Below are 21,537 nucleotides of genomic sequence, written 5' to 3'. Positions count from 1 at the left end.
CCCGGCACTGCCATGACCCGGTTCGAGAACAACGCCCCCATCGCGGGAGCTATTCCCGGCGACGCCGGCCCGGGGTGACGCGGCGTCGAGTGTTGCAACACAGCGACCGGTCGCAATGTTCCCGCAGGTCACGGCTGGGGGGACCCCCCACGTCCGGTAGGCGGCAAAACGTACGAGCGGGCAGGGACAACCAGATCCGGCTCTCAAGCATCTACTTAGCGCCGCGGCGATCACGTCGGCTTGGCACGGACTATCGGGGAGGCACGAGGTGAGGACGAACGCCGTGAGCGGCTGTCGTCCCCCCGTGCTGCGCGACGGCTCTGACGGGCCGCCCTCTTCCCGCGCAACCGAACGTCAAGCCGCTCGCAATCGCCCCGCGCTACGAACACGATGCGGAAGTCCCCGTACGGCGCCAACCCGGCCGCCCGGACTTCCGTCGCTGGAGGTGGCCATCATCATGCGGTCGGAGTTCGACGACATCCGCGCCCACATCACCGCCGAGCCGCCGCGCCCGGGCGATCTGCTCGAGCTCGCGCACTCCCTGCTCGACGACCTGGAGCTGTTGCGTACGCGCGAGGCGATCCTGCGCTCGCACTACCTCGCGTTGCTGACCGCCGCTCGCGCCTCCGTGGCCGCGGAAGCCGCCGGACACCCGGCGCCGCTCACCTTCCTCCAGCACGAGCTGGCCGAGCACGGTCAGCTTCCCGACGGTGAGCAGGCGCAGCGGATTCTGTCGGACGCCACGGCGGCGCAGGCCATGCTCACCCATCTCGACGAGCCCACGCCGCGGCGGCCCCGGCCCGCGCGCGGCCCTCACTGTGGCGGGGTCAGCCGCAGGCTGCGGGGCTGACCCCGCGGCCTGCGGCTCAGCCGCCGGGGATGAGCTCGTGCACGAAGACGACGTTGGGGTAGGCCGGGTTGTCGGTGAACCCCTGGACGTTGCCCAGATAAGCCCGTTGGTAGGTCAGCACCCACGGCACGGCCACCACCGCCTTCTGCTCGATGAGGCTGCGCTGGAGGGTTGCGTACGCCGTCTCGGCGGCGGAGCGGTCCTTCGTCCCCAGTGACGGCAGTTGGTCGATCTTGGCGTCCACGTCTCTGTTCTTGAGGTAGGTGAGGTTGAAGGACACCGGCTCGGCGCTGTGGAAGACGTTGAGGAACCACGAATAGGCGTCGGCGTAGTCGGGATACCAGTACATGACGAAGATGTCCTGGCGCTTGGCCGGGTCCGTGGCCTTGCCCCGGTCCCACTGGTCGTTCCACGGCATGGCCTTGGCGTCGAGCTGGACGTTCAGCTCCGCGAGCGTGCGCTTGAGCCTGCGCACCAGCAGTTCCTCGTCGTCGTCCCCCTCCGCGTAGGTCAGCGTCAGGCGCAGCGGGTTGCCGCCCGGGCCGTACCCCGCCTGGGTGAGCAGCTCGGCGGCCCCGGCGAGGTCCTGCTTCTGGGTCAGGCCGGGAGCGTGACCCAGCAGGCCTTCGGGCACCAGCCCCGAGGCGGGCGCCGCCGCCCCCTTGAGCGCGGCGACCATGCCGTCGTAGTCGATGGCCTTCTGCACCGCCTTGCGCAGCCGTATGTCGGCGAGTGGTCCGGAGGCGGTGTTGAACAGCACCAGCAGGTTCTGGAACGACGGCACCTGCAGGGTCCGCACGCCCGCGGTCGCCCGGGCCCGGTGGAACAGATCGGGGTTCAGCCGCTGCACGTAGCTCGCCTCGCCGCGCAGCAGCAGACGGTACGCCCGGTCGGGGTCGGGGACGACGCGGAACTCGATGTTCCGGTAGTGCGGCCCCTCCCAGCCGCCCCAGTAGCGGTCGAAGGCCCGCAGCAGCAGTTCCTTCTCCCGCCCCTTCTTCCAGCTCGCCACCGTGTACGGCCCCGAGCCGGCGTCCCGGCCGGCCTGGAACCACTTCTTGAGGTCGCCCGAGCCCGCCGCCTGCGTGTCGTAGATGAACGCCGCGTAGTCGGCGGAGGCGATCAGGTCGAGCGGAGCGGCGTACTTGAGCCGGAACTCCACGGTCAGCGGGTCCTTGACCGTGATCTGCTGCACGGGGTCCCAGATGTAGGCCGCGCCGGCGCCCATCCGCTTGGTGCGCTCGATGGACGCCTTCACCGCGGCGGCGTCCAGCGGCCGTCCCGTGTGGAAGACCACGCCGCCGCGCAGGGTGAACGTCCAGACTTTGCCGTCGGACGACGTCTGCCAGCGCTCGGCCAGGCGGGGTGCCGCGCGTCGCGTCCTGGGGTTGTACTTCGTCAGCGAGTCGTAGATGTTCTCCATCGCGACGACCTCGTTGGAATACGAGCTCGCCGGGTCCCAGTCGGTGACGATGTCGAGATGGTGCAGGTAGACGAAGGTGGAGTCCTTCGCCGACGGGAGGTTCGCGGCCGATATCTCCCGGGCCTCACCACCGCCGCAACCCGCCAGGGCCAGCACGGCCAGCACTCCCAGCACGAGGAAACGGCGCATGCGTGCGGGTCCTTTCCGTGTCTCCCATGATCGACGCTACTGCAAGATCACGATTGGACACGATATATCCCGCTAATCGATCACAGGGCCCTCATCCGGCCCACCTCACTGCTAGTCTCTTGCTCTGTCTCAAAAAGGTCTTATGTGAGGCTTGTTCCTCACTGGCGAGGTGCCATGAGTCCGCGCACGCGCGACCGGCCGATCCGGTCCCGGCTCATCGGTCTGCTCCTCGTTCCCCTCTTCTCGCTGGTCGTCCTGTGGGTGGTCACCGCCGGCGTCACCATCGGCGAGAGCCTGAGCCTGCGTACGTACAACACCCTGTGGTCGACGCTGCGGCGGCCCGCCGACTCCCTGATCGTCGAGCTGCAGGCGGAGCGCCTGGCCACGGCCCGCTACCTCGCCGCGTCCCAGAAGAACAACCGCGACGCCATGGTCCTGCAGCGCCAGCGGACCGACAAGACCAGGGAGAAGGTCCGAACGCTGGCCCTGTCCGACTCGTCCAGGTCGGCCACCACGGCCGCGATGCGCACCCAGGTCGACGAGATGCTGGCGGGGCTCAGCCGGCTCGACGAGATCCGTGCGGAGATCGACGAGGGGCTGTCGGAGCGCCTGCGCGTCATCGAGACCTACAACCTGGTCAGCGACTCGATCTACCGGATGCACTACAGCCTGGCCCTGATCGACGACATCCCGATCTACCAGCAGTCGCGTGTGGTGATCTCGCTCGGGTACGCCAAGGAGCTGCTGACCCGGGAGCAGGCGCTGGCGGCGGCCACGGGGGCGTCCGGTGGCTTCACCGACGAGGAGCGCAAGCTGTTCACCCAGCTCGTGGGCAACCGCCGGTTCCTCATCGACCAGGGACTGCCCGAGCTGGACGCCGGCCTGCGGCAGCTTCACGTCAACCTCATCACCACCCCGCTCTACCAGCGGCTGCGGCTCCAGGAGGAGCAGATCATCGCGGCGCCCACGATCCCCGCGCGTACGCAGCGGGTGTGGCAGTCGACCTCCGACGACCTGGCCGACTCGTTCCAGAAGGCGCAGACCGAGGCGGCGGCCCTGCTCGCCCAGCGCGCCGCGCCGATCGCCGACTCGATCCTGCGCCGGGCGGTGCTGGTCGGGGGCTTCGGTCTGCTGGCGGTCGTCGCCTCGATCCTGATCTCGCTGCGGGTCGGCGGACGCCTCGCCCGTGAGCTGGCCGATCTGCGGCAGGCCGCGCTCGACCTGGCCAACAAGCGGCTGCCGGGGATGCTGGTCAAGCTCAAGCGGGGAGACGACGTGGACGTGGCCACCGAAGCGCCCCCGATCCAGACGGCGGGCGGGACCGCCGAGATCCAGGACGTGGGGCGGGCCTTCTCGACCGTCCAGAGGACCGCGGTGGAGGCCGCCATCGGGCAGGCCCGCCTGCAGCGGGGTGTCAGCCAGGTCTTCCTGAACCTGGCGCGGCGCAGCCAGACGCTCCTGCATCGGCAGCGGACCCAGTTGCACGGCATGCAGCGCCACACGACCGACCCGGACGTGCTGGAGGAGCTGTTCCGGCTCGATCACCTGACGACCCGCATGCGCCGCCACGCCGAGGGCCTGATCATCCTGTCCGGCAACACCCCCGGCCGCGCCTGGCGCAAACCCGTCCCGATGTACGACGTCGTACGCGGGGCCGCGGCCGAGGTGGAGGACTACGCCCGGGTGAACGTGCTGCCCATGGAGGACCACGGGCTCGACGGCGCCGCGGTGGCCGACGTCATCCACCTCATCGCCGAACTGATCGAGAACGCCACCATCTTCTCGCCGCCGCACACGTCCGTGTCGGTACGCGGCGAACTCGTCGGCACGGGCTTCGTGGTCGAGATCGAGGACCGCGGGCTCGGCATGACCAAGGAGCGGCTCGCCGAACTCAACGAGCGTCTGGCCGCTCCGCCGGAGTTCGACATCGCGGACACCGAGCGCATGGGACTGTTCGTCGTCGCGCGCCTGGCCGCGCGGCGGGACATCCGCGTGACGCTGCGGCCCTCGGCCTACGGAGGAACGACCGCCATCGTGCTGCTCCCATCCGCGCTCATGGTCGGCCCCAAGGATCCCGACCTCGCCCGTCTCGCCGCGGGCGAGGTCACCCCGGAGGACATCATCCTCGCCTCGCTGAAACGGGGGCCGCAGGACAACGAGAACACCGGCGAGGAGGACGAGACGTGACGGAGCGCATGCAGGACCAGTGGCTGGACGAGGAGGCCGGGCCGATCGTGCCGGCCTACGCCCTGACCCGCGGACGCGTGCGGCCCTCCAGCAAAGACATCGACCTCGTCGCCATCGTCACCGCGGTCGGCGGGCCCACGCCGGTCAGCCTCGGTCCCGAGCAGTGGATGATCCTCAGCCTGTGCGCCCGCCCGGCGTCGCTGGCCGACATCGCCGCGGCGATCGACCTGCCCCTCGGTGTCGTACGGGTGCTGGTGGGCGACCTCCACGAGCAGGGGCTCGTGAAGGTGCGCCCGCCCGCCAACGTCGCGCGCTTCCCCACCGAGAAGCTCCTCGGCGAGGTGATCAGCGGCCTGCAGGCCCTGTGAGCGCCCTCACAGCGCGTGGGGGTAGTGACGCCGGGCGTGCCCGCGGGTGATGTAGCCCTCCCGAAGGTCCGCGCGCACGGCCTCGGGGTCGCGCTCGCCGGGCGGGCCGTACCCCCCGCCGGAGCCGGTGCGCAGGTGCACGACCGCGCCCTTGGGCAGGAAGATCCGCGTCTTCAGCGAGAAGTCCTCGACGCGCCCGTCGGGATACTCCACGGTGAGCCGGTTGGGCCTGCCGGGCAGGCCGCCCTCCAGGCCCCAGGGCGCCAGCGCGGTCCTGGCCAGGCCCGATGTGAGGTACTGGTCCTCCAGCACCCGGAAGGACAGGTCGAGTCCCAGGCCGCCGCGGTGACGGCCGGGGCCGCCGGAGTCCTCGGCCAGGGCGAGCCGCTCTATCCGCCAGGGGTTGCGTGCCTCCCACACCTCGGCCGGGGTGAAGCGGGTGGCCGACTCCGAGATGTACATGAGCGCGCTCGCGCCGTCGGCCGACCGTGAGGCGCCCTGGCCCACCGGGTGCGGCGCGCCGTCCGCCCACGGCTCGCCGGTCGCCTCGCGGTTGCCCCACCACACCAGCGCGTTGATGTCCCCGCCGCTGGCGGCCGGCACCGATCCCGGCACGGCCTCGGCCAGCGCCCTGATGATCAGCTCGATGGCGTGGTCGGAGGGGATGCCGTACATGAAGCAGGGCGCGGGGCGTACGGGATGGAACAGCGAGCCGAGCCGGGTGACCAGCTCCAGCGGCCGGAAGTGGCCCTCGTTGGGTTGTTCGCCCGCACCCGCGAGGAAGGCCACCGCGATCCTGACGGCCGCGACGGTGGACGGCAGCGGGCAGTTGACCGGCCCGCCGACCTGGTCGGGGCAGTCGGTCAGGTCGACGGTGACCGACGAGCCGTCCACGGCGACCTCGACGCCGAACGGGATCGGCGTGCCGGTCACCCCGTCGGAGTCGATGACGCTGGACGCCCGGTAGACCCCGTCGGGCAGGCGTTCGAACCAGCCGCGCACCAGCGCCTCGCCGTGGGCGTACATCCGGGCGACGCAGCGGCGGAAGGTGCCGAGGCCGTGCCTGCGCACCAGCGCGCCGAGGGCCTCGGCGCCGGTCCGCGCCCCGGCCACCATGGCGTTGATGTCCCCGATGACCATCTCCGGCATCCGGCTGTTGGCCAGGATCATCCGGTAGACGTCGCTGACCAGCCGACCGGCGTCGTACAGCTTGACCCCCGGGAAGATCGTCCCCTCCTGGTGGACGTCGATCGTGTCGGTGCAGTAGGGGTCCTTGCCGCCGATGTCGAGCCAGTGGGCCTTGATCACCGAGTAGGCGACCAGCGTGTCCTCAAGGAAGATCGGCACCACCATCGCCGCGTCCTGGGGGTGGGAGCCGGTGCCGTACGGGTCGTTGTAGAGGATGACGTCGCCGGGGCTGAGCGCGGCGGGACCACCGACGCCCTCGACGGCCTCCCGCACGCAGAAGCCGAGCGTGCCCATGAACGCCGGCAGCGTCGGCGCCTGCGCCAGCATGCACATGTCGGCGTCGTAGAAGGCGACGGCGAAGTCCAGCGCCTCGTAGATGATCGGCGAGAACGCCGTGCGGATCAGCGACTGCTTCATCTGGTCGGCGGCCGCGTTGAGCCCCTGCCGGATGATCTCGGTGGTCACCGGGTCCGCGCCGTCGCCCAGGCCCGGGTGCGCCTCCGTGTATCGCGTGCGGACGATGGTCATGGCCGGTCCTTCCGTGTGATCAGGAGGCAGCCGCTCTCGTGCGCCTCCACCGCGAAACCGGCGTCCACGTAGGCGGTCGCGGTCGGCTCCACCACCAGCAGCGGGCCCTCGGCCACGCCGGTCAGGTCCTCCCGGCGTACGACCGGGGCCTCGGTCCAGGCACTCCGCCGGAACGACCACAGCCGCGTCGTCCCCGCCCCGCCCGCACCCTCGCCCGGGGGCGGGGCCGGCACCAGAGGGCGTTCGTCGTCGAGCACGACCCGGCTGGTCGCCCGTACGGTGACGATCTCCAGCGGATCGGGCAGGGTGTGGCCGAAGGCCCGGTGGTAGGCCTCGGAGAAGCGGGCGGACACGGCCGCCAGGTCGTCCTCGCCGAGCCGCACGGGGATCGTCAGCGTGTGCTCCTGTCCCCGGTGGCGCAGGTCGAGGTCCACCTCGCGTAGGGCTCCCGGCCGCGCGAGCCGTTCGAACAGCGACCGCGCCACGGCGTCGACCGCCGGCAGCGCCGCGGCGTCCAGGGGGCGCACCATCGTGCGGGCGGCCGAGCGTACGACGTCGGTCTGCACCAGGCCGACGGCGGAGAAGTTGCCGGCGTTGGGCGGCACCACCACGGTGTCCACGTCGAGCTCGTCGGCGAGCAGGCAGCCGAACACCGGCCCGGCGCCGCCGAAGGCGACGACGGCCGCGCCGCGCGGGTCGACGCCCCGCTCCACCGTCACGCCGCGCACGGCCTGGGCCATGTGCGCGGCGGCGATCCTGACGACGCCCACCGCGACGGCGTCCACGCCGTCGATGCCGGTCGGGCCGGCCAGCGGTGCCAGCGCGCGGGCCGCCTCCTCGGCCGACAGCTCGATGCCGCCGGAGATGCGGCCCCGGGGGATCATGCCGAGGTGCAGGGCGGCGTCGGTCACCGTGGGCGCGGTCCCGCCGCGCCCGTAGCAGGCGGGCCCGGGATCGGCGCCCGCGCTGCGCGGGCCGACCCGCAGCAGGCCGCCCGCGTCGGCGTACGCGATCGATCCGCCGCCCGCGCCGACGGACCGCACGTCCACCCACGGGCTCTGCAGCGGCAGGCCGACGACCTCCCCCTGGTACAGCAGCGGGAGCCGTCCGTCCTCGATGAGCGCGGTGTCGAAGCTGGTGCCGCCCACGTCGGCGGCGACGGCCGGGCCGAGCCCGAGAACGGGACCGAGGGAGGCGGCCAGGCGCGCGGTGGCGGCGGCCCCGGCCACCGGGCCGGACAGGATCGTCTCGAACGGCCGGGCCGCGGCCTCCGCCAGCGCCAGCGCGCCGCCGCCCGACCGGGTCACGAGCAGCTCGCCCGCGAACCCCCTGGCCCGCAGCTCGCGGTCGAGATTGTGCAGGTAGGGGCCCATGCGGTGGCGGACGAAGGCGTCCACCACGGTGGTGCAGGTGCGCTCGTACTCCCGGTACTCCCCCGAGACCTCGTGCGACAGAGAGAGCGGCCCGGCGAACCCGGCCTGTCTGAGCAGTTCGGCCACCCGCGCCTCGTGCCCGGGGTTGGCGTAGGAGTTCACCAGCACGATCGCGACCGCGTCCACGCCCTCGGCCGCGAACGTCTCGGCGGCCAGCCGTACGCCGCCGGGGTCCAGGTCGCGGACGACCGAGCCGTCGGCGGCCACCCGTTCGGCCACCTCCAGGCGCAGCCGGCGCGGCACGAGCGGCGGCGGCGGGGTCCAAAACAGGTCGTAGGGGTCGTCGCGGTCGCCCCGGCGGATCTCCAGCACGTCGCGGAACCCGGCCGTGGTGATCAGGCCGACGGTCGCGCCGCGTCTTTCGAGCAGCGCGTTGAGGCCGACGGTGGTGCCGTGCACGAAGTGGCGGCAGCGGGCGAGCAGGTCGCGTGGCACGGCCGCGTCGACCGCCGCGAGGACCCCGCGCTCCGGCGCGGCCGGCGTGGTGGGCTGTTTGGCGACCCTGATCTCGCCGGTCGCGGCGTCGTGCAGGACGAGGTCGGTGAAGGTGCCGCCGACGTCCACTCCGATGACCGTTGTCATGCCTGGCAACGTAGATCCGGCCGCGCGCGGCGTCGATGTGCCCTCACAACGACGACAACGGCGTTGTTGTGCCCGGGAGACAGTCGTGGCCGAGCACCACGTGGCAGGCGAGCTGGAGTGCGAAGCGGGTCTGCGGATCGGACAGGTCGGCGTCGAGGGCGTCGGCGATGCGCCTGATCCGGTGGGCCACCGCGTTGGGGTGCAGGCTGAGCAGCTCGGCCGCCCGGGTCCTGGAACCCCAGCAGTCCAGGTATGCCTTGAGCGTGGGCACGGCGTGCGCGCTGAGCGCCCCGAGGCGGTCCAGCGGGGCGAGCATGTCGCGGGCGGCGACCAGCGCGCTCTCGCTGCCGGCCAGCTCCGCGAGGATCGCCTGGACGCCGAGCCGGTCGAACCTGACGACCTCCCCGGCCGCGGCGCGGGCGGCGGCCGCACGGGCCTGCGAGGCCGTACGGCGCAGCCCGTCGGGGCCCTCCTGGCAGGTGCCCACGCCCACGGCCATGCCCGTGATCGGGGCGTCCGGGTCGCCCGGCGCCGTCTGCTCGTCGGTGGTGAGCACCACGAGCACGCCGTCCTGCCATCGCGTGACCAGCGGCGCCGCGGACAGGCCGGCCGCCCCGGGCAGCGCCGCGGCGGTCCGGCGCGCCTCGCGGAGCACCGGATCGGCCACTGCGGCGCCGCGCGACGCCGCGTCGGACGGGGCGCGGAAGGCCTCGGCGCGCCCACCGACGGAGGGGACGGCGGCACGGTCCGCAGAGCGGACGGCGGCACGGTCGGCGGAGGGGTCGCGCAGGAAGACCGCGACGTGCCAGCCGTCCACGGGCACGCCCTCGTGGCGGGCGCGGCGGGCGGCGGCCCGGATGTCCTTGGCGCCGAGCAGGGCCAGCAGCGCGCGTTCGCGGGCCTCCTCCGCCTCCCGCGCGGCCGCCCGCACCCGGCCGAGCGTGGTCGCGACGACCTGGGCGACGATCGCCGCCGCGGGGTCCTCACCGTCCCAGCACACGTAGCCGTCCGGCCGCCCGCCGACCCGGATCACGGTCGCGTTGGCCGCCGGGTCGGCCAGGTCGGCGACCGCGTACGCGACCCCGACCGAGGCGGACGCCGCGCGCAGGATGTCGTCCTCACCCGCGCCCTCCATCGCGCCGAGCCCGTCGATCGCCTCCCTCGTACGGCGCAGCAGCAGCCCGGGATCGGCGCGTACGGCCGCGCTGAGGCCGAGCACTGCGTCCGACAGCGAGTGGTCGGAGGCGCCGGCGAGCAGGGCGACCCCCTCCCGCCTGGCCAGCTCCACGATCTCGGGCGTCGTGCCGGCCGGGCCGGGCAGCACGATCCCGGCCAGGCGGCCGCGGCCGGCCAGGCGCAGCGCGTCGAGCACGTCGCACGACCGCATTGCGTGGCGGGACAGGATCGCCAGCGCGCCGGGGGCGGCCGAGGCCAGCTCGCGCATCTCGTCGACGAGGACGACGCCGTCGACCTCGCGGGCGTCCCACGGGCCGGCGATCAGCGTCAGCCTGCGACCGGCGGGCGTCCTGAGCAGGTCACTGACGCGGCGCATCGCGATCCTCACGGGACACGCGGCCCAGCACCTCCTCCGCGCGGTGGCACGCCACCCTGCGCCCCTCGACCTCGCGCGCCCGCGGCGCCTCGTCCCGGCAGCGGTCCACGGCGAGGGAGCAGCGCAGCCGGAACGGGCAGCCGGACGGAGCCGGCGCCGCCTCGGTCCGCCCGGTGGCGCGCGGAGGCTCGCCGCCCAGGCGGGGCACCGCGTCACGCAGCGCCCGGGTGTACGGATGGGCCGGCCGGGTGAGCAGTTCCCGGGTCGGGCCCGACTCGACGACCCGCCCGGCGAACAGCACCGACGACGTACGGCACAGCCGCCCGACGACGCCGAGGTTGTGCGTGATGAGCAGGTAGCCGAGCCCGTGCTCGGCGGCCAGCCGCTCCAGCAGGTCGAGGATCCTGGCCTGCACGGTGACGTCGAGCGCGCTCGTGGGCTCGTCGAGCACCAGCAGCCGCGGCTCCACGGCCAGCGCGCGGGCGATGGCCACCCGCTGCCGCTGGCCGCCGGACATCTCGTGGGGCCTGCGCGCGGCGAGCGCGGGGTCGAGCCCCACGTCCGCGAGGAGCGCGTCCACCCGGTCCCGCCGCTCCGCCCTCGACAGGCGGTGGTGGGTGGTCAGCGCCTCGGTGATCGACGCTCCCGCCGTCATACGGGGGTCGAGCGCCTCGCTGCCGTCCTGGAAGACCGGCTGCACGGCCCGGCGGAACTCCGCCCGGCCCGCCCTGCCGAGCCCGGCCAGGTCGCGCGAGCCGTACCGGACGACGCCGGAGCGCGGGCGCACGAGGCCGAGCAGGGCGCGGGCGAGCGTGGTCTTGCCCGAGCCGCTCTCCCCGGTCAGGCCCACCCCGCCCTCGTCCACGCTTAGGCTCACGTCGTGGACCACGGCGGTCGCGCCGTAGGCGAGGGTGACCCCCTCGGCGGCGAGCAGCGTCATGCCCCCTCCTCGGCTTCGGACAGCGCGGGCCCGGTTTCCGGCAGTGCGGGTATCGCGGCGATCAGCTCCCGGGTGTAGGGGTCGCGCGGCCGGGTGAACACCTCGGCGGCGGGCCCGCTCTCCACCACGGCGCCCTCGCGCATCACCACGACCCGGTCGGCGATCGTGGAGACCAGCGCGAGGTCGTGGGAGACCAGCAGCACGGCGAGCCCGCGCTCGTCGCGCAGCCGGCGCAGCACCGCGACCACCTCGGCCTGCACGGTCACGTCGAGCGCGCTGGTCGGCTCGTCGGCCAGCACGACCTGCGCGCCGAGCGCGAGGGCCAGCGCGACGGCGAAGCGCTGCGCCTGGCCGCCGGACACCTGATGGGGGTAGCGGCGCAGGATCTCCGGGTCGAGCAGCACCGCGCGGACGGCCTCCTCGGCCCGCTCGCGCGCGTCCGCGCCCTTGACCCCGTGGCGGGCGAGCGCGCGGCGCATGAGCGTGCCCAGGCGCATGGTGGGGTTCAGCGCGGCCTGCGGGCTCTGCATCACCAGGGCGGCCCGCGAGCCGCGGACCTCGCGCAGCCGGGCGGGGCTCGCCGTGAGCACGTCCACGTCGCCGACGGTGATCCGGCCGGAGACGTCCGCGCCCCGGGTGAGGCCGAGCGTGGCGAGCAGGGTCGTCGTCTTGCCCGATCCGCTCTCGCCGACGATCGCGACGCACTCCCCGGCGGAGACGTCGAGCTCGGGGACCGACGCGATCACCCGGTCGCCGATCCCGACGACCAGGTCCCTGATGCTCAGCAGGGTCATCGCGCCAGCCTCGCCCTCAGCCCCTCGCCGAGCACGTTGGACGCGAACGCGGTGACCAGGATGGCGAGGCCGGGGAAGGTCACCACCCACCAGTCGGTGGTGAACAGCGTCTGCCCCTGCTGGACCATCAGGCCCCACTCCGGCGTCGGCTCGTGGGCGCCGAGCCCCAGGTACGACAGCGCGGCGGCGGTGAGGATGACCCCGCCGCCGTCCAGCGACAGCTGGACCAGCACCGGCGTGAGCGAGTTCGGCAGCACGTGCCGCAGCACGATGAGCGGAGCCGGCACGCCCAGGCAGCGCGCGGAGTCGACGAAGCCCCGGGTGGCCACGGACGCGGCGACCGACGCCGTGAGACGGGCGTACCACGGCCACCAGGTGACCGCGATCGCCACGATCACGGTGGTCACGCTGGGCTGCAGCACCACGGCGAGCGCCAGCGACAGCAGCAGCGCGGGGAAGGCGAGGAAGACGTCGGTCACCCGCATGATCACGTCGCGGGCCCAGCCCCCGGCGTACCCCGCGACGACGCCGAGCACGACGCCGGCCACCCCGGAGACGGCCAGCACCGCGACGGCGATCAGCAGCGAGGTGCGGGCGCCGAACAGGACCCGGCTGAGCACGTCGCGGCCGACCTGGTCGGTGCCGAACCAGTGGGCGCCGCTCGGCGGCAGCAACGACTCCAGGGGATGCGTGGCCGAGCCGCCGTCCTCCGGATAGGGCGCGATCCACGGCGCGAGCAGCGCCGCCAGCACGACGATCCCCAGCAGCACGGCCCCCGCCACCGCGAGGCGGTCCACGCCCGCCAGGCGGCGCAGCGGCGTACGGCGGAGCGCGGGCGGGGCCGGTGCGGTCATCGGGCCCTCACCCTCGGGTCGACCACGCCCTGAAGGAGGTCCACGGCGAGGTTGGCGGCGACGTACAGGACGGCGACCAGCAGCGTCACCCCGGCGATGGCGGGCGTGTCGAGCGAGCGGATCGAGTCGGCGGCGTACCGCCCGAGGCCCGGCCAGTTGAACACGGCCTCCACGAGGAAGCCGTTCACGATCGAGTACGCGAAGACGAGCGCGATCAGCGACAGGACCGGGTTCAGCGCGGGCCGCAGGGCGAACCGGGTGAGCACCGCGGTCTCGCCGAAGCCGAGCGCGCGCTCCAGCCGGGCGTGGTCGCGCGACGACTCCTCGATGAGGGCGGCCCTGGTCATCTGGGCCACGACCCCGGCCGGGTACGCCGCGATCACCAGCGCGGGCAGCACCAGATGCGACAGCGTGCTCGTGAGGATCGGCCAGTTGCCGGTGATCAGCGCGTCCACGGCGGTGATGTTGGTGTAGAGGTGCAGGGGGCTGGTCCGGTCGAGCGACGCGTCGTACTCCCCCGCGACGGGGAACCAGCCGAGCCCGCTGGCGAAGACCGTCTGCAGGGCCAGCGCCAGCCAGAACACCGGCACCGACACGGCCAGCATCGACGACAGCCGCACCGACAGGTCGGGCAGGCGGCCCTTGTAGCGCGCGGCGGCGATCCCCAGCGGGATGCCCGCGGCCAGCGCGATGATCAGCGCCGCGCCCACGAGTTCCAGCGAGGCCGGAAACGCCTGGAGCAGATCGTCGCGCACCGGTTGCCGGGTGTGCAGGCTGGTCCCCCAGTCGCCGCCCAGCAGGTCGCGCACGTAGTTCCACAGCTGGACCGGCAACGGCTCGTCCAGGCCGAACCGCCGCCTGGCCTCGGCCAGCTCGGCCGCGGTCGCCTTCGGCCCGGCGTACGCCACGGCCGGGTCGCCGGGCACCAGGCGCATGACGGCGAAGGTGAGGACGATCACGCCGGCCACGACCAGGAGGGCCTGGCCGAGCCGGCGGATCAGGTACCGCGGCATGGTCAGGCGCCGGGCTTGAGGTCGTAGACGAAGACCACGTTGGGGTAGGCCGGGTTGTCCACGTATCCCTGGACCGTCTTGGCGAAGGCCCGCTGGTAGTTCTGCACGTACGGCACCGCCACCGCGGCCTTCTCGTTGATGATCTTGTTCTGCAGGTCGGCGTACGCCTTCTCCGCGCCGGCCTGGTCGGTCGCGGTCAGCGCGGGCAGCTCGTCGATCTGCTTGTCGACGGCCTCGTCCTTCAGGTAGGAGAGGTTGAACTGCACGTCCTTCTCACCGTGGAAGACGTTGACGAACCACGAGTAGGCGTCGGCGTAGTCGGGGAACCAGTACATGACGAAGATGTCCTGCCGCTTGGACGGGTCCTTCGCCTTGCCCTGATCCCACTGAGTGGTCCACTGCAGCGGCTTGGCCGACAGCGTGACGCCGAGCTTGTCGAGCGCCGAGGAGAGCAGCGTGACCAGCAGTTCCTGGTCGGCGTCGCCCTGGGCATAGGTCAGCGTCAGTTCGAGCCGCTTGCCGCCGGGGCCGTAACCGGCCTCCTTGAGCAGCGCCTCGGCGCCGGCGAGGTCCTGCTTGGGGGTCATGCCGGGGGCGGCGCCGAGCAGGCCCTCGGGGACCAGCCCGCCGGCCGCCACGCCCGAGCCCTTCAGGGCCGCCACGAGCCCGTCGTAGTCGATGGCCTTCTGCACGGCCTGGCGCAGCTTCACGTCCTTGAGCGGGCCGTCGGCGGTGTTGAGCAGCACGAGCAGGTTCTGGAACGACGGCGTCTGCGAGGTCTGCACCGTGTCCGTCCCGCCCGCCTGGGCGAACAGCTGCGCGTTGAGTCGCTGGACGAACGTCACCTCGCCGCGCTGCAGGAGCTGCCAGGCGGTGGTCAGCTCGGGCGTGACCCGGAAGGCGACCTTCTTGTAGTGCGGGCCGTTCCAGCCGCCCCAGTAGCCGTCGAACGCCGTGAGCGTGAGCTCGGTCTCCTTGCCCTTCTGCCAGCTCTCGATGGTGTACGGCCCCGAGCCGGCGTCGTGTCCCTCGCCGAACCACTTCTTCAGGTCGCCGGAGGCGGCCGTGGTGTCGTAGATGTACGACGCGTACCCGGCCGAGGAGATCAGGTCGAGCGGGGCGGGGTACTTGAGCGTGAACTCCAGCGTCGTGGCGTCCTTGGCCTCGATCTTGTCGACCGCGCCCCAGATGTAGGCCGCTCCCTGGCCCTCCTTCATCGTGCGCTCGATCGCGGCCTTCGCCGCGGCGGCGTCCACCGGCTTGCCGGTGTGGAACTTCGCGCCCTCGCGCAGCGTGAACGTCCACTTCTTGCCGTCGGGCGAGGAGGTCCACGAGGAGGCCAGCCGGGGCTCGGTCTTCTTCGTCTGCGGGTTGTAGCGGGTCAGCGACTCGTAGATGTTCTGCATCGCGATGATCTCGTTGGAATACGAGCTCGCGGGGTCCCAGTCGGTGACGACGTCCAGGTTGGGGACGTACACGAAGGTGCTGTCGGCCGCGCCCCCGGCCGGGGCCGTCGTGGAGCCCGGCTGAGGGGAGTCTTCCGCGCCGCGGACCTTCCCGCCCGCGCAGGCCGCGGCGGTGAGGGTCACTGCGGTCACGGCTCCCGCGGCGAGAAGACGCTTGTGCCAGCGCATGTGAGGAGGTTCCTTTCCTATCCGGCCTGCCGGGCGAGGGGGCCGGCGGCCTTGACGTGCAGGCGCACCGCGGGCTCAGGAAGGTAGCTGAGAGGGATCTCGCTGAGCTCGACGATCTGGACGGATGCGGGGTCGGCCCCGGCGGCGACGGCCCGCGCGGCCGCCTCCTCCTTGGCGTTGTCGATCAATGTAGCCCTGGAGCTCCCGCCTCCAGAAGCGGGGACGATCGTTTCGAACCTGCCGCCGGCGAGCGCGATGGCCGCGCCCACCGCGTTCGCGACCTCCGCGTGCGCCGGCCGGACCACCTCACGCACCCCGGGCACCTCCGCGGCCAGCAGGAACGCGCCGCCGCCGACCGCCACGAGCGGCCGGTCCACCCGGCCGAGCGTCACCCGGTCCACGGCGTCCGCCACCGCCTCGTCCGCTCGCCGTACGGCCCGGGCCAGCCGTTCGCGCCACTGCCCGGGCACCGGATGGGTGCCGACGTCTCCCCGCCCGGCCGCCACCGCCGCGTCGGTCATCGTGGGGGTGGAGCCGCCGAAGACGAGCGCCTCCGTGCCGATCCGGTAGCCGACCGAGCGCGGCTCGGCCCCGACGATCGTGCCGCCGCCGAGCGCGATGGACAGGATGTCGGGCATCCGGAAGTTGGTCGCGACCCCGCCGATCTCGACCGCCGCGGCCGACTCCCGGGGGAAGCCGCCCGCGAGCACGCCGAGGTCGGTGGAGGTGCCGCCGACATCCGCCACGATCGCGTCCGTCACCCCCGACAGGTACGCCGCGCCGCGCAGCGAGTTGGCCGGCCCGGAGCCGATGGTCAGCACCGGATAGCGGGCCGCGTAGTCGACGGCCATCAGCGTGCCGTCGTTCTGCGCGAAGTACGTCTCGACCTCCAGGCCCCTCGCCGCGAGGGCCTCGCGCAGCGCGTCGGTGACGTCGCGCGCCACGCCGTACAACGCGGCGTTGAGCACGGTCGCGTTCTCGCGCTCGAGCAGGCCGAGCGAGCCGATCTCGTGGCTGAGGCTCACCGGCACGTCGCCGATCTCGGCACGGATGATCTCGGCGACCCGGTTCTCCTGGTCGGCGCTCGCCGGGCTGAACACGCCGGTGACGGCGATCGCGTCGGCGGGCGTGGCGGCCACGAACCTCCTGACCGCGTCCACGTCGAGAGGCGCGATCTCACGGCCGTCGACGAAGTATCCGCCGCGGACGATCGCGGTGCCCGCCGCCACGGTCTCGCGCAGGTCGTCCGGCCACTCGCTCAGCGGCGGCACGGACGTGGTCGCCGGGGCGCCGAGCCGCAGCACGGCGACCCGGCCGAGCGCGCGCCGCTCCAGGATGGCGTTGGTCGCGTGGGTGGTGCCGAGCATCACCCGCTTCACGTGCTTTTCCAGGCCCGGCTCGGGCAGCTCGGCGAGGACCGCGTCGAGCGCCGCGCGCAGGCCCTCGGTCACGTCCGGGCTGGTGGGCCGCTTGGCCGTCGCCAGCACCCGGTCGTCGTCGTCGAGGACCACCGCGTCGGTGTTGGTGCCGCCCACGTCGATGCCGACCCGCAACGCGATGCTCATGCGATCTCCTCCACGGGCCGGTAGTCCATGTCGTAGCCGAAGGCGCGCGGGCCCGCCGTCTCCAGGCCCTTCGGCGTACGCCACAGGGGGTCGCAGGGCCAGGCCAGCACGGTCACCCGCTGGCCGTACCGCAGCCCCTCGGTCTGGATCGCCGTGGCCGTCTGCGTGTCGACCACCGTGATCAGGTCGGGCACCATCGCCCGGACCCGGCCGTCCTCGACGGCGACGAGGTTCTCGTTCTGGATCTCCAGCTGCAGGATCCTGCCCCGGTCGCCGCCGGTGCCCTCGATCGTCGCCGTGCCCCTGGCGAAGCCGCCGGTGGTCCTGCGCTCCAGGTCGGCCAGCTTGCCGGTGATCAGCCGTACCGCGCCGAGCTCGGCGGTCAGGGCGGCGAGGGGGTCCGCGGCGCCCTCGGTCGCCCGCCCGACCGCGATCGCCCGGCTCACCGTGCCCTCGATCACCGCGCCCGCGCACTCCCGCGCGGTCAGCACGTAGTCGGCCATGAGGGCGCTCGACCCCGCGGCCACGCAGACCGCGCGGGCGATCTGCTCCGACCACAGGCCGTCGACCGGCCGGATCGTCACCACGTTGCCGACGACGTCGGCCATGACGACGAGGTTGGCGGGGATCCCGGCCACGTACATCGAGACCATCTGGACCTCGGGGAAGGCCCGGCCCATCGCGTCGGCGTCGAGCAGCGGCAGCCCGAGCCTGGCCGCCCAGGCCACAGGGGCCACGCCGTTGCCGCCGCCGATCTCCGAGGACATCACCGCGGCGAGCGGCCGGCCCAGGATCCGCTCGATCTCCTCGGCGATCCTGACCGGCTCGTCCGTGCCGTGGACCATCTCGTTGCTGACCGTCGGGGCGCCGATTCCCGACAGCGGCAGCACGAGGGCGTCGCCGGGCAACTCGTCCAGGGTGACGAGCGGCACGTCGCCGTGGTCGCGGATCGCGCGCCGGGCGGCGATGGCTCCGGGGCGCACGTCGCCTCCGCCGCCGGTGCCGAGCACGGCGCAGCCGCGGGCCAGGGCGGAGACGTCCGCCGATGTGATGCGGGCCTGCATGCGGGGAGCCTTCACCACCGGGCGGCCGCCCCTCAATGTCGCCCTGCGACAGTGATCACTCGATTGTTGTCCCCCCGCGACAACCCCCTCACCGTGATCTTGCAGTTAGTCGCACTCATGTGCCCTGACCTGGCCCGCAACTGTCCACGATCTTGCACTTTTCCGGCCGATGCCCCCCTGACCTGCGGAGATCCGATTCATGATCTTGCAGTGAAATCGGGCGTCCCTGTACCGGGTTCAGCGCAGCGGGTCGAACTCCCGCAGGGCGGCGGGCTGCTTGCCGGTGGTGATCTGCTCGGCGAGGAGCCTCCCGGTGGCCGGGCCCTGGGCGAGCCCCCACATGCCGTGCCCGCCGGCCACGTAGATCCCCGGGGCGTCGGTCGCGCCGACCAGCGGACGCCCGTCGGGGGTGACCGGCCGGGGGCCGACCCAGACGTCGGTACGCTCCTCCCAGCGCACGCCCCGCAGGAGGGGACGGGCCGACGCGATGATCGCCTTCAGCCGGGCCTCGACGGCCGGGGCGTCGGGATCGCGGAACTCCATCGTGCCCGCCACTCGCAGTCCGCCCTGGTAGGGCGTGCACGCCACCCGCACGTCGGGCAGGTAGATCGGGCCGGGAACGGGGTGGTCCACCGGCACGGTGAACGAGTAGCCGCGGCCGGCCCGCACCGGGACGCGTACGCCCCAGGGGCCCGCCAGCCGGGACAGCCAGGCGCCGGTGGCCAGCACCGCCGCGTCGGCGGACAGGACGGCGCCGTCCCCGGCCACCACCACGACCTTCTTGGTGTCGGTGCGCACATCCGCGACCTCGAAGGTCTCCACGGTGGCGCCCCGGGCGACGACGGCCTCACCCAGCGCGTGCACGAAGCGGCCGGGGTCGACGTAGCGCTGCCCGTTGATCCGGACCCCCGCGCCCAGGGCGCCGGAGGCGAGCGGCATCGCCTCGGCCAACTGCGCGGCGTTCAGAACGTCGTGGTCCACCCGCTGCCCGGCGCCCGCCATTCTGCGCAGCTCGTGGAGCAGGCCCGCGGCCTGGCGCGGCGTACGGAACCCGGCGGTGATCGGCGCGTCCTCGACCCTAGCGGCGACGCCGTTGGCGGCGAGCACCTCGTACGCCTCGATGCACTCGTCGTTGAGCGGGAGGCCGGCGCGCACGGCCCGGGTCCACGACGACCACCGGCAGTTGGCGGCGAACCGGGTCAGGAACGCCCACAGCCCCGGGTCGACGGTCGCCGGGACGTGCAGCGGCGCGGCCGGGTTGAGCAGCGAGCGCAGGCCGTAGCGCAGCACGGACGGCTCGTTCAGCGGGATGGCCAGGCCGGGCGCGATCCAGCCCGCGTTGCCCCACGACGCGCCGGCGGCCACGCCCCGGCGGTCGACCACGGTGACCTCCACACCGCGTTCCTGCAGGAACCACGCGGTGGACAGGCCCACGATCCCCGCGCCCACCACGACCACCGACCCCGGCCAGTCGTTCACGCGCTCGGCGCCGGACATGCCCCACCTCCACACCAGGCGACTGCTCTCCCGCTCAGGATGGCCCGTACGGCGCCGCGGGCGGTTGTGGCGGCCGCACAATCGCGGCGCCCTCGTTGTGGGGTCCGGACAACCCTTCAGTCGTCCTCCGCCGCCAGAGTGATGACCATGGCGAGGCGCTTGCGCGGGTCGTCGAGGTGCAGCGAGGTCACCTCGCTCATCCTGCGCAGCCGGTTGCGCACCGTGTTGGCGTGCACGCCGAGCCGTTCGGCGGCGACCGCGAGATCGCCCTGGGCCTCCAGCCACGCCCGTAGCGTCGCCACGTAATGGGTGTCGTGGAGGGCGTCGTGGCGGCGCAGCGCGCTCACCGGCCCGCGCGCGGGAGTGCGGCCCGCGCGCGCCGCCGCCCGCAACCGCTGGAGCAGGATGTCGTCCCAGGACTCGTCGTAGGCGGGCGGGCCGGCGTGCGAAGTGCCCCTCTCGTGCAGCGCCAGGCACTCCTCCGCCTCCTGCCGGCCGGCCGGCAGGTCCGCCGGCTGGGCCGCGGCGCCGATCCCGGCCGCGACGCGCACCCGTGGCGGCAGCCCGGCCGCCAGGGTGGCCACCCATTCCCGTGCCGCCGCCGCCCCCGCGTCGGGCAGGACGGTGTAGAGCGTGTCGCCGAGCAGCGCGCTTCTCCCGGGCCTGGACCACCCGAAACCGGTGGTGGCCCGTTCGAAGGCCAGCAGGAGCATGGCGTGCGGCTCCTCGTCGGTGTGCGTGCGCACCGCCACCACCCGCATCTCCCCCGCGGGCAGCCCCAGCCGGCTGACCACGGTCGCGGCGTCGGCCGTGCCTTCGAGCAGCCGGACGACCAGGTCGGACTCCACCTGCCGTTCCAGGTCCGCGCTCGCCCGGGAGCGGAGCAGGTGCAACGCGACTGTTCGCGCGCCGTTCGCCAGCGCGGTGTGCCGCGTCCCGGTCAGGGGGCTGCCGCACGTCACCCAGACGGATCCGAGCAACTCCCGGCCGGCTCGCACCGGCACCGCCATCCGCCCGGTCATGCCGTGCCGCGGGTCCGGTTCGACGAACATCGGCTCGTCCGTCGCCGCCAGCCGGGCGAACACCCCACGCTCGCGGAAGACCTCCCGCAGCCGCTCCGGGACCTGCCGCACCAGGATCGTCTCCAGCCGGGCCGGGTCTCCCGCCTGCTGTGAGCGGGAGTAGGCGAGCACCCGCGATAGCGGGTCCTCGATGGTCACGGCGCCTCCGACGGCGTCGGCCAGGCTGTCGGCCAGCGCGAACAGATCCGTGGGCCCGCGCCCCGACTCGGTCTCCCGCCCTTCGAGCACCAGTCCGTAGACCACGCCGACCAGGTGGCTCCACGAGACCGCGGGGTCGACCAGCATCACCGCGACGTCCAGGCTCTCACCGGCCGCGGCGGCCTCGCGCTCGCTCTCCGCGCCCGCGCGCACCAGGACCGCCGTGGCCTGCGCCGCGACCCCCCACCGCACCGCCTCGGTCACCGATCCGGCTCCCACGGCCACGAGCACGTCGCCGGTGACCCGGCCGTCGGTCGCGTCCGGTATCGCCACGCTGCGCAGCCGCGCCGTACGCCTGTCGGGCCGGCCGCACAGCCGCACGCCGTACGCGCCCAGCACGTTGACCAGGCGATCCAGCGTGATCATGCGCCACTCCTGTCCGAGACCCGGTGGCGGTGCCCGTCCCGCACGCGGCCCATCCGGGAAACGCCGAAGGCCCGGTCTCCGTTTCCGGAGGCCGGGCCTTCGTCTCTTGGTAGCGGGGACAGGATTTGAACCTGCGACCTCTGGGTTATGAGCCCAGCGAGCTACCGAACTGCTCCACCCCGCGTCGTTGTGTCTCTATGTTAGACGCTTCTCCGGGAGGGTGCCAAATC

The 21,537-nt window shown here is 73.3% G+C and carries 16 protein-coding genes and 1 tRNA gene; 3 read left to right on the top strand and 14 right to left on the bottom strand.

The features are described from left to right. Positions 1-445: 445 nt before the first annotated feature. A complete protein-coding gene (locus AAH991_RS25620; RefSeq protein WP_346228453.1) occupies positions 446-850 on the top strand; it encodes a hypothetical protein in 405 nt (134 codons plus the stop codon). A 16-nt stretch (positions 851-866) separates the two neighbouring features. Here the strand turns inward: AAH991_RS25620 and AAH991_RS25615 are convergent, their stop codons facing one another. Further along, entirely contained in the window at positions 867-2,462 is a 1,596-nt protein-coding gene (locus tag AAH991_RS25615) for an ABC transporter substrate-binding protein (RefSeq protein ID WP_346228452.1), read from the bottom strand. A 174-nt stretch (positions 2,463-2,636) separates the two neighbouring features. Here AAH991_RS25615 and AAH991_RS25610 point away from each other — a divergent pair, with 174 nt between their 5' ends. Both AAH991_RS25610 and AAH991_RS25605 read left to right on the top strand, forming a co-directional pair. Continuing rightward, a complete protein-coding gene (locus AAH991_RS25610; RefSeq protein WP_346228451.1) occupies positions 2,637-4,649 on the top strand; it encodes a sensor histidine kinase in 2,013 nt (670 codons plus the stop codon). Then, positions 4,646-5,017, top strand: coding sequence for a DUF742 domain-containing protein (locus AAH991_RS25605; protein WP_346228450.1), 372 nt, complete (start codon positions 4,646-4,648; stop codon positions 5,015-5,017). Before AAH991_RS25610 ends, AAH991_RS25605 begins: the two co-directional genes overlap by 4 nt. Positions 5,018-5,023: 6 nt before the next feature. Here AAH991_RS25605 and AAH991_RS25600 read toward each other — a convergent pair whose 3' ends face one another. The 13 genes from AAH991_RS25600 to AAH991_RS25540 all read right to left on the bottom strand — a co-directional run bounded on the left by AAH991_RS25600 (position 5,024) and on the right by AAH991_RS25540 (position 21,491). Beyond that, positions 5,024-6,733, bottom strand: a complete 1,710-nt coding sequence (locus tag AAH991_RS25600; RefSeq protein WP_346228449.1) for a hydantoinase B/oxoprolinase family protein — start codon at positions 6,731-6,733, stop codon at positions 5,024-5,026. Next, complete coding sequence (locus tag AAH991_RS25595; protein WP_346228448.1) at positions 6,730-8,748, bottom strand: hydantoinase/oxoprolinase family protein; 2,019 nt, start codon at positions 8,746-8,748, stop codon at positions 6,730-6,732. The genes AAH991_RS25600 and AAH991_RS25595 overlap by 4 nt, the downstream gene beginning before the upstream one ends. 43 nt (positions 8,749-8,791) lie before the next feature. Next, a complete protein-coding gene (locus AAH991_RS25590; protein ID WP_346228447.1) occupies positions 8,792-10,300 on the bottom strand; it encodes a helix-turn-helix domain-containing protein in 1,509 nt (502 codons plus the stop codon). Then, entirely contained in the window at positions 10,284-11,240 is a 957-nt protein-coding gene (locus AAH991_RS25585) for an ABC transporter ATP-binding protein (protein WP_346228446.1), read from the bottom strand. The genes AAH991_RS25590 and AAH991_RS25585 overlap by 17 nt, the downstream gene beginning before the upstream one ends. Next, positions 11,237-12,034, bottom strand: a complete 798-nt coding sequence (locus AAH991_RS25580; RefSeq protein WP_346228445.1) for an ATP-binding cassette domain-containing protein — start codon at positions 12,032-12,034, stop codon at positions 11,237-11,239. Before AAH991_RS25580 ends, AAH991_RS25585 begins: the two co-directional genes overlap by 4 nt. Next, positions 12,031-12,888 (bottom strand): ABC transporter permease, encoded by an 858-nt coding sequence (locus tag AAH991_RS25575; protein ID WP_346228444.1) that lies wholly within the window; start codon positions 12,886-12,888, stop codon positions 12,031-12,033. Before AAH991_RS25575 ends, AAH991_RS25580 begins: the two co-directional genes overlap by 4 nt. After that, positions 12,885-13,901, bottom strand: coding sequence for an ABC transporter permease (locus AAH991_RS25570; RefSeq protein ID WP_346228443.1), 1,017 nt, complete (start codon positions 13,899-13,901; stop codon positions 12,885-12,887). Before AAH991_RS25570 ends, AAH991_RS25575 begins: the two co-directional genes overlap by 4 nt. A gap of 2 nt (positions 13,902-13,903) precedes the next feature. Continuing rightward, complete coding sequence (locus AAH991_RS25565) at positions 13,904-15,535, bottom strand: ABC transporter substrate-binding protein (RefSeq protein WP_346228442.1); 1,632 nt, start codon at positions 15,533-15,535, stop codon at positions 13,904-13,906. A 17-nt stretch (positions 15,536-15,552) separates the two neighbouring features. After that, complete coding sequence (locus AAH991_RS25560; RefSeq protein WP_346228441.1) at positions 15,553-17,100, bottom strand: hydantoinase/oxoprolinase N-terminal domain-containing protein; 1,548 nt, start codon at positions 17,098-17,100, stop codon at positions 15,553-15,555. Further along, the gene (locus AAH991_RS25555) at positions 17,097-18,164 is read right to left on the bottom strand and encodes an S-methyl thiohydantoin desulfurase family protein (protein ID WP_346228440.1); all 1,068 of its coding nucleotides are present in this window, start codon (positions 18,162-18,164) and stop codon (positions 17,097-17,099) included. The genes AAH991_RS25560 and AAH991_RS25555 overlap by 4 nt, the downstream gene beginning before the upstream one ends. Positions 18,165-18,401: 237 nt before the next feature. Then, entirely contained in the window at positions 18,402-19,661 is a 1,260-nt protein-coding gene (locus tag AAH991_RS25550) for an NAD(P)/FAD-dependent oxidoreductase (protein WP_346228439.1), read from the bottom strand. Positions 19,662-19,777: 116 nt separating this feature from the next. Continuing rightward, entirely contained in the window at positions 19,778-21,307 is a 1,530-nt protein-coding gene (locus AAH991_RS25545) for a PucR family transcriptional regulator (RefSeq protein WP_346228438.1), read from the bottom strand. 107 nt (positions 21,308-21,414) lie between these two features. Then, positions 21,415-21,491: transfer RNA gene (locus tag AAH991_RS25540), tRNA-Met, on the bottom strand. Positions 21,492-21,537: the final 46 nt, after the last annotated feature.

Origin of the sequence: Microbispora sp. ZYX-F-249 (assembly GCF_039649665.1) — a bacterium.
Classification (GTDB): domain Bacteria; phylum Actinomycetota; class Actinomycetes; order Streptosporangiales; family Streptosporangiaceae; genus Microbispora; species Microbispora maris.
Note: the sequence above shows the minus strand (reverse complement) of the source record. Positions and strands in the feature narration are given on the sequence as shown.